General features: G+C 71.2%; 13 protein-coding genes. 7 read left to right on the forward strand and 6 right to left on the reverse strand.

Annotation, left to right across the window (positions count from 1 at the left end; genetic code table 11):
- Positions 1–148: 148 nt before the first annotated feature.
- Positions 149–973: a DUF3558 family protein gene (locus H1D24_RS33915; protein ID WP_181661566.1), complete on the reverse strand. Its 825-nt coding sequence runs from the start codon at positions 971–973 to the stop codon at positions 149–151.
- A gap of 158 nt (positions 974–1131) precedes the next feature.
- Positions 1132–1989, reverse strand: coding sequence for a DUF3558 domain-containing protein (locus H1D24_RS33920; protein WP_181661567.1), 858 nt, complete (start codon positions 1987–1989; stop codon positions 1132–1134).
- 191 nt (positions 1990–2180) lie between these two features.
- Here H1D24_RS33920 and H1D24_RS33925 point away from each other — a divergent pair, with 191 nt between their 5' ends.
- A complete protein-coding gene (locus H1D24_RS33925) occupies positions 2181–3374 on the forward strand; it encodes an RtcB family protein (protein ID WP_181661568.1) in 1194 nt (397 codons plus the stop codon).
- Positions 3375–3475: 101 nt separating this feature from the next.
- Here the strand turns inward: H1D24_RS33925 and H1D24_RS33930 are convergent, their stop codons facing one another.
- Together H1D24_RS33930 and H1D24_RS33935 are read right to left on the reverse strand one after the other, a co-directional pair.
- Positions 3476–4681, reverse strand: coding sequence for a cytochrome P450 (locus H1D24_RS33930; protein WP_181661569.1), 1206 nt, complete (start codon positions 4679–4681; stop codon positions 3476–3478).
- 229 nt (positions 4682–4910) lie between these two features.
- Positions 4911–5681, reverse strand: a complete 771-nt coding sequence (locus H1D24_RS33935) for an SDR family NAD(P)-dependent oxidoreductase (RefSeq protein WP_181661570.1) — start codon at positions 5679–5681, stop codon at positions 4911–4913.
- Positions 5682–6072: 391 nt separating this feature from the next.
- Between H1D24_RS33935 and H1D24_RS33940 the strand changes: the two genes are divergently transcribed.
- Complete coding sequence (locus H1D24_RS33940) at positions 6073–6552, forward strand: hypothetical protein (protein ID WP_181661571.1); 480 nt, start codon at positions 6073–6075, stop codon at positions 6550–6552.
- A 25-nt stretch (positions 6553–6577) separates the two neighbouring features.
- Here the strand turns inward: H1D24_RS33940 and H1D24_RS33945 are convergent, their stop codons facing one another.
- Complete coding sequence (locus tag H1D24_RS33945) at positions 6578–7417, reverse strand: helix-turn-helix domain-containing protein (protein ID WP_181661572.1); 840 nt, start codon at positions 7415–7417, stop codon at positions 6578–6580.
- Between the two features lie 88 nt (positions 7418–7505).
- Here H1D24_RS33945 and H1D24_RS33950 point away from each other — a divergent pair, with 88 nt between their 5' ends.
- The 3 genes from H1D24_RS33950 to H1D24_RS33960 all read left to right on the forward strand — a co-directional run bounded on the left by H1D24_RS33950 (position 7506) and on the right by H1D24_RS33960 (position 10115).
- Positions 7506–8126 carry a TIGR03086 family metal-binding protein gene (locus H1D24_RS33950; protein ID WP_181661573.1) on the forward strand — a complete coding sequence of 207 codons (621 nt, stop codon included), beginning with the start codon at positions 7506–7508 and terminating at the stop codon, positions 8124–8126.
- A 103-nt stretch (positions 8127–8229) separates the two neighbouring features.
- Entirely contained in the window at positions 8230–9378 is a 1149-nt protein-coding gene (locus H1D24_RS33955; RefSeq protein WP_181661574.1) for an LLM class flavin-dependent oxidoreductase, read from the forward strand.
- A complete protein-coding gene (locus tag H1D24_RS33960; protein WP_181661575.1) occupies positions 9375–10115 on the forward strand; it encodes an FMN reductase in 741 nt (246 codons plus the stop codon). The genes H1D24_RS33955 and H1D24_RS33960 overlap by 4 nt, the downstream gene beginning before the upstream one ends.
- A gap of 137 nt (positions 10116–10252) precedes the next feature.
- On the opposite strand, the gene H1D24_RS33965 is transcribed toward H1D24_RS33960, so the two are convergent.
- Positions 10253–12010: a hypothetical protein gene (locus tag H1D24_RS33965; RefSeq protein ID WP_220137550.1), complete on the reverse strand. Its 1758-nt coding sequence runs from the start codon at positions 12008–12010 to the stop codon at positions 10253–10255.
- A gap of 254 nt (positions 12011–12264) precedes the next feature.
- On the opposite strand from H1D24_RS33965, the gene H1D24_RS33970 reads away from it, so the two are divergent.
- Positions 12265–12999: a response regulator transcription factor gene (locus H1D24_RS33970; protein ID WP_181661625.1), complete on the forward strand. Its 735-nt coding sequence runs from the start codon at positions 12265–12267 to the stop codon at positions 12997–12999.
- A gap of 1 nt (position 13000) precedes the next feature.
- On the forward strand, positions 13001–14437 hold the full coding sequence (locus tag H1D24_RS33975) for a HAMP domain-containing sensor histidine kinase (protein WP_181661576.1): 1437 nt from the start codon (positions 13001–13003) through the stop codon (positions 14435–14437).
- Positions 14438–14463 lie beyond the last annotated feature (26 nt).

Below are 14463 nucleotides of genomic sequence, written 5' to 3' on the forward strand. Positions count from 1 at the left end.
TGTTGTGCGGAAGACTGTTCGGCCTCTTGCGCGGAACAGCCTGGCACATGGATGCGAACGGCGGGTTTCCGGTACGGCAGGAGCCCGGTCACCGCACGGTACCGGGCTCCGCCGAAGGCTCTGAATGAGCAAGTGTTTTCGGGCGCCGTCAGCTGCTGCTCTTGGACGCCTCGGGCGTCGCCGGCTCCTTGGACGTGCCGGACGTGGCCTTGTCCGACGAGCCGTCACCGGGCTTCGCCGAGGACGTGCCGTTGGCCGCGACCACGGCCTCCACGGCCTGCTTCGCGGCCTTCTGAGCGTCCTTCATCAGCTCGGTGGCGCTCGGCGTCTTCTCGCCCGCGAGCCCCGCACCGTCGTAGTCCAGCGTCACGACGACGTTCTCGACGCGGGCCACCACGGTCTGCTGCTTGAAGGAGCCCTCCTTCTTCTTCAGGTCGTAGCGCACGGCCGTCGCCTCGTCGCCCACGCCCTGCACCGGCGCCGACTTGACGTTCTTCGCGTCCTGCGTGCCCTGGGCTTCCTTCACCTGCTTGTCGAAGTACGCCTGCGCGAGCTTGTCGCCGGCGCCGCGGGCCGCGTCCGACTCGAAGCGCAGCAGCGACACGTTGAGCCAGCGGAACTGCGAGCCCTTGACGCCGTTGTTGTCGAGGCTGGTCCACGAACACGTGCCGCGAAGGGAGGTGTCGTCCGACTTGCCTTCCTTGCCCGACTTGTCTTCCCGCTTCGGAACGAGCTCGTCGAGCGTCTTCTTCGTCAGCACCTCGCAGGGCTCGGGAAGCGAGTCGAACGCCGCCGCCTTCACGCTCGCTGCCGCGTCGCCCGCCGATGCCGACGCCGAGGCCTTCGCACCCGACTCCTTCGCCCCGTCGTCCCCGGAGCCGGAGTCGGAGGAGCAGCCGGAGGCGGCAAGGATCACCGGTACGGCGGCTGCGCAGGCAAGTATGCGGATGAGTCGCTGTGCTGGTCGGTGCATGGTTCCTTCACTCTGGAGATACCTCCCGGCGCGGGCCGGGGGGAGCTCGATCGTGCTGTCGGGCAGTCGGTCCGGTGGGCCACGGTACGCCGAACGCGGCTGGGGATGCTGCCCTTCACGTGAGCCGCGGCACCTGGCCCGGACGCCCGGAGCGGCCGTCAGTCGCTGAGCCGCTCGGCGAGCTTCTGCGCCAGTTTCTGTGCTCTGTCCTGCATTTCCCTGCTGTCCGGGACATCCATGATGGAGGCCGGCTGCTCGTCGTACTCGATCGTCACGATCACGTTCGACGTGCGGAATGCCACAGTCACGGTGCGGTGCCGGGCCGTCGAGGTGGACGTGGCGAGGACGTCGTCGAGGAACGCCTCGTCCCCCAGATCGTCGAGGAAGCGCGGCTCGAGCCCCTCGGTCGCGGAGCCGTCGTCGGAGGAAGAGGGCGAGGACGAGGGCGCGGACGAGGATGCGGAGCCCGAGGCCGATTCGGACCCCGCGTCGGACGAGGTGGAGTCGGCGTCCACCGTGGAGGCCGAGGGCGAGGAACTCGCCTTCTCCTCACGGGGATCGGCGGGCTCCGGAAGGTTCGCCGCCTCCTCCTTCGTGGCGAAGACCGCCTGGGCGCGGGTGTCGTCGCTGACGGTCGCGTCGTACGACACGACACGCTCGAAGTCGACGTGGAGATGGTGGGTGGCGTCCGCCGACTCCATCTTCCAGCGGCAGCCCACGCGCCGGTCGGTGTCGTACGTCACCGTGGCCTTGCCGTCGTAGGCCTTCTCCTGCTGCTCCTCGTCCGTCATCTCCTTGATGCCGGGCAGCAGCGAGTCCAGCGTGCCGTGGTCGAGCGCACCGCATGGCTCGGGCAGGGTGCGGTACTTGCCGGGCTGGGCGGCCGAGGCCGATGTGCCCGTCGCGCCCGGCTTCGAGTCGGTGGCCTCCTCGCCGCTGCCGGAGCTGCTGGTGCAGCCGGCGAGCAGTGCCGCGAGGAGCGCGGCGACACCCGGTACGTACGCCTTCCGCTGCACGTGGTGGCTCCTCTCGACACGGCTGTGAACCGGATATTGGGTTGCCGCCCCTGGGCGGCCGGTGAACACAATGTGTATCGCACGCACTGCCGTGAACGCCGGTCCGGTATCCCTTTTACTGACCTTGGCTCCGGTATTTGCGATTACGGACTTCTTTGACTTTTGCTCAACTACGGGGGAATGAGGATGCTATGTCGTATGTAGAGGTTCCGGGTGCGAAGGTACCCATCCGGATGTGGACGGACCCGGCCTCGGTCGAGGGTGTCGCACTCCAGCAGCTCCAGAACGTCGCCACGCTTCCGTGGATCAAGGGCCTCGCTGTCATGCCGGACGTCCACTACGGCAAGGGCGCGACGGTCGGCTCGGTCATCGCGATGCGTGACGCGGTGTGCCCGGCGGCGGTCGGCGTGGACATCGGCTGCGGGATGTCGGCGGTCCGTACCTCACTGACGGCCAACGACCTGCCGGGCGACCTGTCGCGGCTGCGGTCGAAGATCGAGCAGGCGATTCCGGTCGGGCGGGGCATGCATGACGACCCGGTGGATCCGGGCCGGCTGCACGGCTTCGCCACCGCGGGGTGGGACGACTTCTGGGAGCGGTTCGGCGGGGTCGCCGAAGCGGTGAGGTTCCGTCAGGAGCGGGCGGCCAAGCAGATGGGCTCGCTCGGAAGCGGCAACCACTTCGTAGAGGTGTGCACGGACACGGACGGTGCCGTGTGGCTGATGCTCCACTCCGGATCCCGGAACATCGGCAAGGAGCTCGCTGAGCACCACATCGGCGTGGCCCAGAAGCTGCCGCACAACCAGGGCCTGGTCGACCGCGACCTCGCCGTCTTCGTCGCGGACACCCCGCAGATGGCGGCGTACCGCAACGACCTGTTCTGGGCCCAGGAGTACGCCAAGTACAACCGCACGATCATGATGGCGCTGCTGAAAGACGTCGTCCGCAAGGAGTTCAAGAAGGCGAAGGTCACCTTCGAGCCGGAGATCTCCTGCCACCACAACTACGTGGCGGAGGAGCGGTACGACGGCATGGACCTGCTGGTGACCCGTAAGGGCGCGATCCGCGCGGGCTCCGGGGAGTACGGCATCATCCCGGGCTCCATGGGCACCGGTTCGTACATCGTGAAGGGCCTCGGCAACGAGAAGGCCTTCAACTCGGCGTCCCACGGCGCCGGTCGGCGGATGAGCCGCAACGCGGCGAAGCGCCGGTTCTCCACGAAGGACCTGGAGGAGCAGACGCGGGGCGTCGAGTGCCGCAAGGACTCCGGCGTGGTGGACGAGATCCCGGGTGCGTACAAGCCGATCGAACAGGTCATCGACCAGCAGCGCGACCTGGTGCATGTGGTCGCGAAGCTGAAGCAGGTCGTCTGCGTGAAGGGCTGAGGGTCTCGGCCATCGGGGCTGAGGCCCCACGACAGCAGGACAGCAGGACGGGCCCTGGAACGCGTGTCGTTCCGGGGCCCGTCGTGTGTGGTTGTGAGGGCCTACCAGGCGACGGGCAGCTCGATCGGGAAGCGCCGGATGGTCTCCGTGTCCCAGCGCACCTCCTCGGCGGGCACCGCAAGGCGCAGGTCCGGGAAGCGCTCCACCAGCCGTCCGATGGCCACCTCCAGCTCCGCCATCGCCAGTGGTGCGGCGATGCAGCGGTGGCCGCCCCAGCCGAAGGTCATGTGCGGTGTGGGGGGGCGGTTCGGGTCGATGGTGTCGGGGTCCGTGAACCGCTTGGGATCGCGGTTCGCCGTCAGATACGACACATGGACGAAGTCGCCCTTCCGGATCCGCACTCCGCCCATCTCGACGTCCTCCAGTGCCACCCGGGGAATGCCGACGCCCTTGCGGAACGGGATGTAGCGCAGCAGCTCGTCGAGGACTGCGGTCAGGGTCTCCGGCCGGTTCCTGAGCTGCTCCATCAGCTCGGGGCGGGTGAGGAGGAGATAGGAGATGTCGCTGATCTGGCAGGTGGCCGTGTCGTGCCCGCTGAGCATCAGCGTCAGCGCCATGACGGCCAGTTCCTGGTCGTCGAGTGCGTCCTCGCCGTCCTTGGCCGCGGCCAGCGCGCTGATCAGGTCGTCGCCCGGGTTCTTCCGCCGCTCGGCGACCAGCCCGCCGAAGTACTCGCGCAGCTCCGCCTTGGCGGTCGCCGCGGTCTCACGGCTGTCCGGACCGGTGGAGAGCAGCTGATGCGCGTACTCCTGCATCCGGGGCCGGTCCTCCGGAGCGATTCCGAGCACCTCGCAGATGGTGTGCTGGGGGAGCCGGTCCGAGAGATGGCGTACCAGATCCGCCGGCGGTCCCTGCTGGGCCATCTCGTCGAGCAGGGCGTCGGTGAGCCCCAGGATCGACTGGCGCATCCGCTCCACATGCCGGTTGGTGAAGGCCTGTGAGGCGAGATGCCGCAGCCGGGTGCTGCGCGGTGGGTCGATCACGTTGATCGACTCCGGGGAGACGATCGGCTCCGGCGTCAGCCGCGGATAGTCGTGCCCCATGATCGCTGCTCGGCTGAACCGGTGGTCGGTGGTCACCTGCCGTACGTCGTCGAACCCGGTGACCAGCCAGGCATCGCCTTCGCCGTACGGCAGCCGGATACGGGCGATGGAGTCGCGCTCCATGAGCGCCGCGAGGGAGGGGTCGAACTCCATGCCTTCGCTGAAGTCGAACGGACACTTGATTGCTTTGCCGGTTTCGGTCATCGCGTACTACTCCCGTTCCAGGACGACGAGCGCGGCTGACGCGCATATGGACGGGCGGAAGACAGCCGCCTTCGCCGTTTTCCCGCATATGCCTTGTACGCGCTGCCCGAGCGTCGGACACCTCCGGGCGCCCTGATTGACCCGGTGGGAGTAGCCGAACGGGGGACCGAGGCGAACTGGTACGTCTGCCGGCTCTACCGGCTCTGCCCGCTTTATCGGCTTTACCGGCTCAGACTTCCCGGTGGACCTTCGTGTTGGAGGCCTGGGCGCGGGGACGGAGGACCAGGAGGTCGACGTTGACGTGGCTGGGGCGGGTGACCGTCCAGGTGATGGTGTCGGCGACGTCGTCGGCTGTGAGGGGCTCGGCCACGCCCTCGTAGACCTTGGCGGCCTGGTCGGCGTCGCCGCGGTAGCGGGTCACCGCGAACTCGTCGGTCTTGACCATGCCGGGCGCGATCTCGATGACGCGGACCGGCTGGCCGACGATCTCCAGCCGGAGCGTCTCGGCGAGCACGTGTTCGGCGTGCTTCGCGGCCACGTAGCCGGCACCGCCCTCGTACGTCCCGTGGCCCGCGGTGGAGGAGAGGACGACGACCGTGCCGTCCCCGCTGGCGACCAGGGCGGGGAGCAGGGCCTGCGTGATGTGGAGGGTGCCGATGACGTTCGTCTCGTACATCTGGCGCCATTCGGCCGGGTCGCCGGTGGCTACGGGGTCGGCGCCGAGTGCGCCGCCCGCGTTGTTGACCAGCACCTCGACGTGGTCGAGCGACGCGGCGAAGGCGTCCACGGCCGCGCGGTCCGTGATGTCCAGCGCGTACGCCGTCGCCTGGTGACCGGCCTCGGTGAGCTCCGCCGCCAGCGTCTCGATGCGGTCCTTGCGGCGTGCGGTGAGGACGACGTGGAAGCCGGCCGCGGCCAGTCGACGTGCGGTTGCGGCGCCGATTCCGCTGCTGGCACCGGTGACGACGGCGGTCCGGACGGTGGCGTTCGCGGCGGTCATGGGCTGCTCCTCGACGTCGGGACTGTGGTCCGCGAGCCAGGATAGGTGGGTAGCGCGAGCGCTCGCGCAGGTGTCCGATCCCTGGGCTGTTACCCGTGGTGGGCAGGCGTTCCGCGACCGTTGTGGGCAGGCGTTACGCAGGGCGATGGGGTTCCAGGGCGCTGCGGGCGGCGGACGGCCGCCGAAGCGGCGAGCGCCGACTACGGGCGGTTCGCACTGCCCAGGCCCTTGAGGTCCTAGGTGGGCACAGCCCACGACGGCAGGTGTGTCGAGGCGTTGGGGTGCCAAGACGTCCGGGGCGCGGGCCGTCACCCTTTTGGAGGACGCCCGCCTCGGGCGCGAGGTGGCATATATCGGGGTGACGTAGGGCTGCGCGAGGCGGAGGATCGGGATGCGGATCGTGCGAGCACTGGCCGCGGCAGCCGCAGGCATGACGGTGGCCGCGGCGACAACCACGGTGGCGGCCGCCCCCGCAGCAGCAGCCGCACCCGAGGCCGACGTCGCCTACCACGGATATGTCGCCATGGTCCACGGCCAGGTGGGCCTCTGGCTGACCCCCCAGAACCACGGCCCGACGAACGTGCCCGACGCCACGGTCCGGCTGCGCTGGTCGTCGCCGCTCGCGGACCTTCAGCAGTTGCCGGGGCAGTGCGCGCGTGCCGGGGTCAGTACGGTGCTGTGCCGCACCGGCGCGCTCGAGGCGGGCGGCTTGGGCCGGCGGATCGTGATCGCGGTACGGCTCGCGGGTGCGCCATCCGAGGTGACCCTGCAGATCGACACCGTGTGGAGCGGTGGAGCAAGGGACAGGAACCCGCAGAACGACCGGCACAGGGTGCTGGCGCTGGACACCGGGGACTCCTACTACTTCTGACCGCGCGGCCGGCACAATCGCGGCGTCAGCCCCGCGCGTACGCCGTGGGCGGCACCCCCACCGTCGCCGTGAAGTCGCGGACGAGGTGGGCCTGGTCGGCGTAGCCGAGGTCCGCGGCGAGGGCGGCCCAGTCCACGGCCTGTTCCGACTCGGCCCGTTCCGACTCGGCCCTTTGCAGTGCCTCGTGGATCCGGTACCGCAGGATGATCCACTTCGGTCCCACGCCGACGTACGACGCGAAGAGCCGCTGGAGCGCCCGTACCGACAGCCCCTCCGCCCGGGCGAAGGCGGAGACGCGCCGGATCGTGCGGTCGGTGCGGATACGGTCGACCAGGGCCATCGCCAGGTCGGCCTGGGGGTCGGGGTCCGGACCGAGCCGCAGCAGGAACGCGTCGAGAGCGGCCACGCGCGCGTGCTCGTCGTCGGGCCCGAGGACGGCCTCCGGGGCCTTGTCCAGGGTCCCGGGGTCGCCGGCGTCCGCGAACACGTCTTCGAGGGGCAGCCGTAGCCCGGTCCAGTCCGCGACCGGCCGCTCCGGTGTGAAGGGCCGGAAGCCGCCTGGCCGGAACTGCACCCCGCACACCCGCCCCCGGCCCTCGAGCTTCTTGCTGAACAGATCGAGCCCTATGCCCGCGACCTCGCCGAACGGCTCGCGGTCCCCGTATCGCTGGAAGACGACGTTCACGGACGGATGCGGCACCACGTGCGTGGCGTAGGGCTCGGGGAGGTCCCAGTCGATCAGCCAGTAGTGCTCCAGATAGGGGCGCAGCGGCTCGGCGGGCAGGTGGCGTCGGAAACATACGCGGGACATCAGGCCCGAGGCGTCGACGATGCCGCGGGTGTCGCTGCGTGGCGTGGCGGCCATGGCCGGATGGTACGTGGGGCGAGGCGCCGCCGAGCCGTTGTCGCGTTTCTTCAAGCCGCCGGGGTCCGGCCCCTCGTACCGTCAGGGCATGAGCGACATCGACAGCCCTGCGTCCACCGTGACCGGCACGCACCCCGTCGGCGAGCTCCTCGGCGTGGCCGCCGAACGAGCCGTCCCCGTCGTCCGGGCCATCCCCGACGACCAGCTCACCGCCCCTACCCCCTGCGCGGACTACGACGTCCGGGGGCTGGTCAATCACCTCTTCCATGTGGTCGTGCAGTTCCAGGCGCTGGCGGCGAAGAAGCCCGCGGACTTCAGCAGTACCCCCGACCACGTCGGCGCCGGCCCCGACTGGCGTGAGCGGTTCGCCGAGGAGACGGAGCGGCTGGTGGCCGCGTGGTCCGCGACCGGGGCCGAGGAGGGCACCACCGGCGCGATGGGCCTTCCGGCGCGGACCGTCGGCTGCATGGTGCTGCTCGACCTGACGGTGCACGCGTGGGATCTGGCGCGCGCCACCGGCCAGGAGTACCGGGCCGATCCCGCGGCCACAGGAGTCCTGCACGCGCTCGGCGAGGCCGTCGCCGAGCTGGCGCCGACCGCCCGGAAGATGGGTGTCTTCGCCGATCCGGTCCCGGTGCCGGAGGAGGCCTCCGACTTCGAACGGCTGCTGGGGGACACGGGGCGCGATCCGGCCTGGAGCCGTCCGTAGGGCGCGCTCGGTATCCGTATGCCGGGTCGGGGAATAGCCCCGACCCCGTCACCGTTTCGCAGGTGTAGTTGAATCGTCAACCACCTGCGAAGGGTGATCAGCCATGCAGTTCGGCATCTTCAGCGTCGGCGACGTCACGCCCGACCCGACCACCGGCCGGACACCGACCGAGCACGAGCGCATCAAGGCGATGGTCGCGATCGCGCTGAAGGCAGAGGAGGTCGGGCTCGACGTCTTCGCGACCGGCGAGCACCACAACCCGCCGTTCGTCCCGTCGTCCCCGACCACGATGCTCGGCTACATCGCCGCCCGGACGGAGCGGCTGATCCTCTCCACCTCCACGACCCTGATCACCACCAACGACCCGGTGAAGATCGCCGAGGACTTCGCGATGCTCCAGCATCTGGCGGAGGGCCGGGTCGACGTGATGATGGGCCGCGGCAACACCGGCCCGGTCTATCCGTGGTTCGGACAGGACATCCGCCAGGGCATACCGCTCGCCATCGAGAACTACGCGCTGCTGCACCGCCTGTGGCGCGAGGACGTCGTGACGTGGGAAGGCCGCTTCCGTACGCCGCTGCAGTCCTTCACCTCGACGCCGCGGCCGCTCGACGGTGTCCCGCCCTTCGTCTGGCACGGCTCCATCCGCTCCCCGGAGATCGCCGAACAGGCCGCGTACTACGGCGACGGCTTCTTCCACAACAACATCTTCTGGCCGAAGGAGCACACCCAGAAGATGGTCGAGCTCTACCGCACGCGGTACGCGCACTACGGCCACGGCACCCCGGAGCAGGCCATCGTGGGCCTCGGCGGCCAGGTGTTCATGCGGAAGAACTCGCAGGACGCGGTGCGCGAGTTCCGGCCGTACTTCGACAACGCGCCGGTGTACGGACACGGGCCCTCGCTGGAGGACTTCAGCGAGCAGACCCCGCTGACCGTGGGCTCCCCGCAGCAGGTCATCGAGCGGACCCTGTCCTTCCGCGAGTACGTCGGCGACTACCAGCGCCAGCTGTTCCTGATGGACCACGCGGGCCTGCCGCTCAAGACGGTCCTCGAACAGCTCGACATGCTCGGCGAGGAGGTCGTGCCGGTGCTGCGCGAGGAGTTCGCCGAGGGCCGCCCGGCCGATGTGCCGGACGCGCCGACGCACACGTCCCTGCTCGCCACCGCCCAGCAGGACAACCAGCGGGAGATCCAGCAGGACAACCAGCAGGAGATCCAGGAGGAGATCCAGGAGGTGACGAAGGCATGAGGATCGTCGTCGTATCGGCAGGGCTGAGCGTCCCGTCGTCCACCCGGCTGCTCGCCGACCGGCTGGCGGCCGCGACCGTGGAACGGCTTCCGGCGGACACGGACCTCCAGGTCGTCGAACTGCGCGACCTGGCCGTGGAGATCGCGCACAACTTCGTCACCGGCTTCCCTGGCCCGGCGCTGAGCCGCGCCATCGACGCGGTGACGGGCGCGGACGGCCTGATCGTCGTCACACCGGTCTTCACCGCTTCGTACAGCGGCCTGTTCAAGTCGTTCTTCGACGTGATCGACAAGGACGCGCTCGACGGGAAGCCGGTCCTGATCGCGGCGACCGGCGGCACGCCACGCCACTCGCTCGTGCTCGAGCACGCGCTGCGCCCGCTCTTCGCGTACCTGCGGGCCGTCGTCGTGCCGACGGCGGTGTACGCCGCGTCCGAGGACTGGGGCGCGGACGGCCTCGCGGCCCGGATCGAACGGGCGGGTGCGGAGCTCGCGGCGCTGGTGGGGGCGGTGGGGCCGGTTCGGGGCCTGGCGGAGCCGGTGCCCGTGCCTCGTACGCGGCCCGCGGGCGAGGACATCGCTGGTACGACCGGTCTGACGCTGGACGGATCGGCTGAGGGGCCGGGACCGGAACCGGGAGCGGGAGCGGCCGATCGGCCCGTCAACGGTTCGGCGGACGACAAGCCGCTGGAAGTGATCCCCTTCGAGCAGCAACTGGCGGCGCTGCGGGTCGGCTGAACGGGCGCGGCGGGGCGGTGAGCCGGGGCGGCGCGGTGGGCCGGGATGGCGCGGTGGGCCGGGATGGCGCGGTCAGCTTGGCGACCAGCGCCGTCGCGGCCCTCACGCCTGCTACGGCTGCGACAGCTGAGACGCTGCTACGGCCGCGACGGCGCGCGCCAAGCCGTCCAGCCGCCCGTGCCCGGCAGCGCGTGCGGGGTCCAGGCGAGGGCGTAGCGCGGAGGGCGATGGCCGCCGACAGTGAGTACGACGGTCGGCTGCCGACCTGCCCGGCGCAGTAGCTCCCGCGTGGTGACCGACCGGTTGTTGCCGCTCGTCTCCGCGGAGGCGCAGCCCGCGTCGTACGCGACCGGGAGCGCCCGCGGACCTGTGACCAGGCATGGCGCGTGCAGGCCGAGGGCGTGCAGGTCGTCGGCGGCCAGCCGGTAGCGGTGGTCGACGGCGGCCGTCTCGGCTGTCAGATGCTCCAGCAGGGCGTACTGGGAGACGAGTTGCCCGGCGACGGCGAGGGCGACGACCGCCGCGACAGGGGTGCCGGCGCGCGCGGCCCGGAGGAGGAGTGCCGCGACGGGGAGGGCGAGCAGCGCGTACGACGGCAGCAGGAAACGCGGGGCGAAGTAGCCGAGCAGCAAGAGGTACGGCACGGCGAGTGAGGCGGCGCAGGCAACGGGGACGGCGGTGACCGCGAACGGACGGGCCGCGTCAGCGGGCCGGGGGAGCCGGTCCCCGGTGCCCTCGTCGGTGCCGCCCCTTCCGCGGCGGCGGTCCGCGAACGCGACCATGAGCGCCGCGGCGGTGAGCAGGGGCAACGCCAGCCACCAGACGGTGAGTTCGGGATGGCGGAGGGGGACCGTGCAGGGTCGGCACAACTCGGGGCCGTTGAGGGCGCGCCATGCGTTGCCGAGGTTGAGGTGCGGGCTCATACCGCCCTCGGTGGCGCCGGAGATGCGCAGCCGCTGCGGGATTCCGCCGAACCGGACGTACGCCTCGACCACCCACTGGGCGCCGCCTGCGGCAAGCCCGCCGAGCAGCCAGGGGAGCACGCGGCGCCGTTCGCGTACGAGAACGGCGGCGCCGATGAGGGGGAGGGCGAGCCACCCCGCGTCCGGCAGGCGTACGAGGGCGGTGGCGGCGAGGCAGCCGGCCATCCACCAGGGCGCGTACCGCTGCCTGGTCACCGGCGTCCGGCCGGGCACCCGAATCGGAATCCGGCCGGGCACCCGAATCCGGCCGGGCACCCCCGTCCGCAGGAACCAGCCCGTCGTGGCGACCGCGCCCAGCGCTACCCACAGGTTGGGCATGGCCTGCGGACCGTACAGCTCGGTCGTCCACAGGCCCGCGAACAACAGCGCGGCGAGCGCCGACGTGCCCGGCCCGACGAGGGGCCGCCAGACCCGGAACGCCGCGTACAGCGCGGCCGCGGACAGCAGCGCCAGCACGATCCGCAGGACGAAGGGGTCGGAGGTCACGGCGAGCACGGGAGCCACGAGCATGCTCGTGCCGCGGGAGCGCGGGGCGCTGAAGTACGCGGCGGGGTTGCGCGGGTCGACCTGGGAGACGTAGACGCCCTCGTCCCAGCCGAGCGCGTGTCCGATGTGCGGGACAACGGCGGTGAGCTGGACGGTGGCGTACGCGAGGGCGACGAGGCCGAGCCAGGGGGCGGGCCGACGCCGGAGCGTGGCGGGGAACCGCCGACGGCGCTTTCCGCCCGCGGGGCCCGCGGGGTCGGCGGCCCTCGTGCCCTGGCCTGCGGAGACCGTGACGGTCGCGGTCGGGCCGGTGGCGGCTGGGTGGTCGACGCTTGAGGAGAGGCCGGTGGCGGCTGGGTGGTCGACACCCGTGGCCCGGCCTGCGCTCGCGCTGCCCCCGACTCGCGCGGTGTACCCCGTTTTCATATCGCCCCTCCCCGCAGCGTCGACCGCATCCCGGCACACCCTCGCCCCCGCGGGTAAGCCGGCACACCGGCCCAGGTGAGAGCCCGGTAAGAAGAGGGCCGCCGGGGCTCTCGTCAGGACGCAACGGCCGGCCCTCTTGGCACACTGGGGCCGTGTCCCACACCGCGCCGGACCCCGTACCCGACCTCGTGCCCGACCCCGCACCGGAGCTCGCGCCCCAGCCAGGGTCCGAGCCTGAGCACGCGTCCCACACCGTGCTGCTCGCTGAGGACGACCGCGCCATCCGGCACGCCCTCGAGCGGGCGCTGACGCTGGAGGGATACGAGGTCACCGCGGTCGCCGACGGCGTCGAGGCGCTCGCCCAAGCGCATCGGAGGCAGCCGGACGTCCTCGTACTGGATGTGATGATGCCGGGCATCGACGGCCTGCAGGTGTGCCGCGTACTGCGCGCGGAAGGCGACCGTACGCCGATCCTGATGCTCACCGCGCGCGTGGAGACCGCCGACCGCATAGCCGGCCTGGACGCGGGCGCCGACGACTACGTGGTCAAGCCCTTCGACGTGGAGGAGGTCTTCGCCCGGCTGCGGGCCCTGCTGCGACGCACCGGGAGCGGCACGCTCCCGCCCGGTCACGGCTCCCAGCCCCTCGCCCCCGACGGCCGTCCTGTACCCGGACGCGTACAGGACGGCCAGGCCGTGGTGGTGGCAGACCTCCGTATCGACCCGCCGGCCAGACGCGCCTGGCGTGGGGCGCGCGAACTCGAGCTGACGAGGACCGAGTTCGACCTGCTGGAACTGCTCGCCCGCAACACGGGCATCGTCCTCGACCACTCGACGGTCTACGACCGCATCTGGGGCTACGACTTCGGCCCCGGCTCCAAGAACCTCGCCGTGTACGTCGGATACCTGAGGCGCAAGATGGACGAACCGGGGCGGCCTCCGCTGATCCACACGGTGCGGGGAGTCGGCTACGTCCTCAGAGAGGACTGAGATGCTCCCCGGCAGCCGGTCGCCGTCCTCCCTGCGCACCACCTTCGCGGTGTCGTTCGCGGCCGTGGCCGCTGCCGTGACCGTGCTCATCGGCTTTCTCAGCTACGACGCGGCGGCCCGGCTGGTGCGCGTCGACCAGCAGGCGGTGTTCGACGAGGTCGTGCACGATCTGCGCGAGCAGGTGGGCCGGCGCACGCTCACACCAGACGACTTCATCTCCAGGGACCGGGACCACGACGGCCCGCGCGACGACCTGATCCGGCCCACGCGCACCAACGTGCAGGTACTCGGGTCCGGCGGCCGGATCGTGGACAAGGGGAGTCCGCCCCTGCCCGTCGGCGCCGACGACCGGCGGACCGCCGAGGCCCGGAAGGCGGGCACACGGAACGTGCACGACGAGGTGGAGGTCGGCGAGGACCGGTACCGCCTCGCGACCGTGGCGTTCGGCGGCGGCCGCGGCGCCGTGCAGGTCGCTCAGGAGTTCAGCGATACGGAGGACCTGCTGCGGGAGCTCCAGAAACGCACGGTCGCCCTCGTCGCCGCGATCGTCGTGGCCGCCGGGCTGTTCGGCTGGTGGCTGGCCCGGCGTATCACCGGCCGCCTCGTACGGCTGACCGACGTCGCCGAGGGCGTGGCGCGCACCGGGCGTCTCGACACCCAGGTGCCGGTCGCCGGACGGGACGAAGTGGCCCGGCTCGGCCGCGCCTTCGACCGCATGCTGGGGCGGCTCGCGCGGTCCGTCGAGGACCAGCGGCGCCTCGTCCAGGACGCGGGCCACGAACTCCGTACGCCGCTCACATCCCTGCGTACGAACATCTCGCTGCTGCGCCGTATCGAGGAACTGCCGCCCGGCGGCCGCGAGGAGCTGATCGCGGACCTGGCGGAGGAGTCCCGGGAACTGACCGACCTGGTCAACGAGTTGGTGGACCTTGCCGCCGGACAGCAGGACGACGAGCCGGTGGTGGAGGTGGCGCTCGGTGAGGTGGCGGAGGACGTCGCGGGGGCGGCCCGACGCCGTACCGGCCGGGTGGTCACCGTGCAGGTGGTCCCCGACGACATGGCGAGCACGGTCGTCGAGGGCCGGCCCGCCGCCCTCCAGCGGGCGGTCTCCAACCTCGTGGAGAACGCCGCCAAGTTCGACCCCGGTGGTACGGCTCCCATCGAGATCGTCGTCACCGGAGCGGCGGAGGCGGCCGGCAACGCACGCGTCGAGGTACGCGACCGCGGCCCCGGAATCGCCGAGGCGGACCTGACGCGCGTCTTCGACCGCTTCTACCGCGCCCCCGACGCCCGGGGCCTGCCCGGCTCCGGCCTGGGCCTCTCGATCGTCCGCGAGGTGGCCGCATCCCACGGCGGCACCCCGTTCGCCCGGCGCCGGGCGGGGGGTGGGGCGGTGATCGGGTTCACGGTGGGGAAGCCCGGTCAGCTTGCTGTGTGAGTACGGCGTCCAGGCAGGTCGCGTAC

Source organism: Streptomyces himalayensis subsp. himalayensis (assembly GCF_013778455.1).
In the GTDB taxonomy this organism is placed as follows: domain Bacteria; phylum Actinomycetota; class Actinomycetes; order Streptomycetales; family Streptomycetaceae; genus Streptomyces; species Streptomyces himalayensis.

Coding starts and splice junctions, on each gene's coding strand:
- H1D24_RS33915 (WP_181661566.1), bottom strand. CDS start 973: ATGCACCGACCAGCACAGCGACTCATCCGCATACTTGCCTGCGCAGCC.
- H1D24_RS33925 (WP_181661568.1), top strand. CDS start 2,181: ATGTCGTATGTAGAGGTTCCGGGTGCGAAGGTACCCATCCGGATGTGG.
- H1D24_RS33930 (WP_181661569.1), bottom strand. CDS start 4,681: ATGACCGAAACCGGCAAAGCAATCAAGTGTCCGTTCGACTTCAGCGAA.
- H1D24_RS33935 (WP_181661570.1), bottom strand. CDS start 5,681: ATGACCGCCGCGAACGCCACCGTCCGGACCGCCGTCGTCACCGGTGCC.
- H1D24_RS33940 (WP_181661571.1), top strand. CDS start 6,073: ATGCGGATCGTGCGAGCACTGGCCGCGGCAGCCGCAGGCATGACGGTG.
- H1D24_RS33945 (WP_181661572.1), bottom strand. CDS start 7,417: ATGGCCGCCACGCCACGCAGCGACACCCGCGGCATCGTCGACGCCTCG.
- H1D24_RS33950 (WP_181661573.1), top strand. CDS start 7,506: ATGAGCGACATCGACAGCCCTGCGTCCACCGTGACCGGCACGCACCCC.
- H1D24_RS33955 (WP_181661574.1), top strand. CDS start 8,230: ATGCAGTTCGGCATCTTCAGCGTCGGCGACGTCACGCCCGACCCGACC.
- H1D24_RS33960 (WP_181661575.1), top strand. CDS start 9,375: ATGAGGATCGTCGTCGTATCGGCAGGGCTGAGCGTCCCGTCGTCCACC.
- H1D24_RS33965 (WP_220137550.1), bottom strand. CDS start 12,010: ATGAAAACGGGGTACACCGCGCGAGTCGGGGGCAGCGCGAGCGCAGGC.
- H1D24_RS33975 (WP_181661576.1), top strand. CDS start 13,001: ATGCTCCCCGGCAGCCGGTCGCCGTCCTCCCTGCGCACCACCTTCGCG.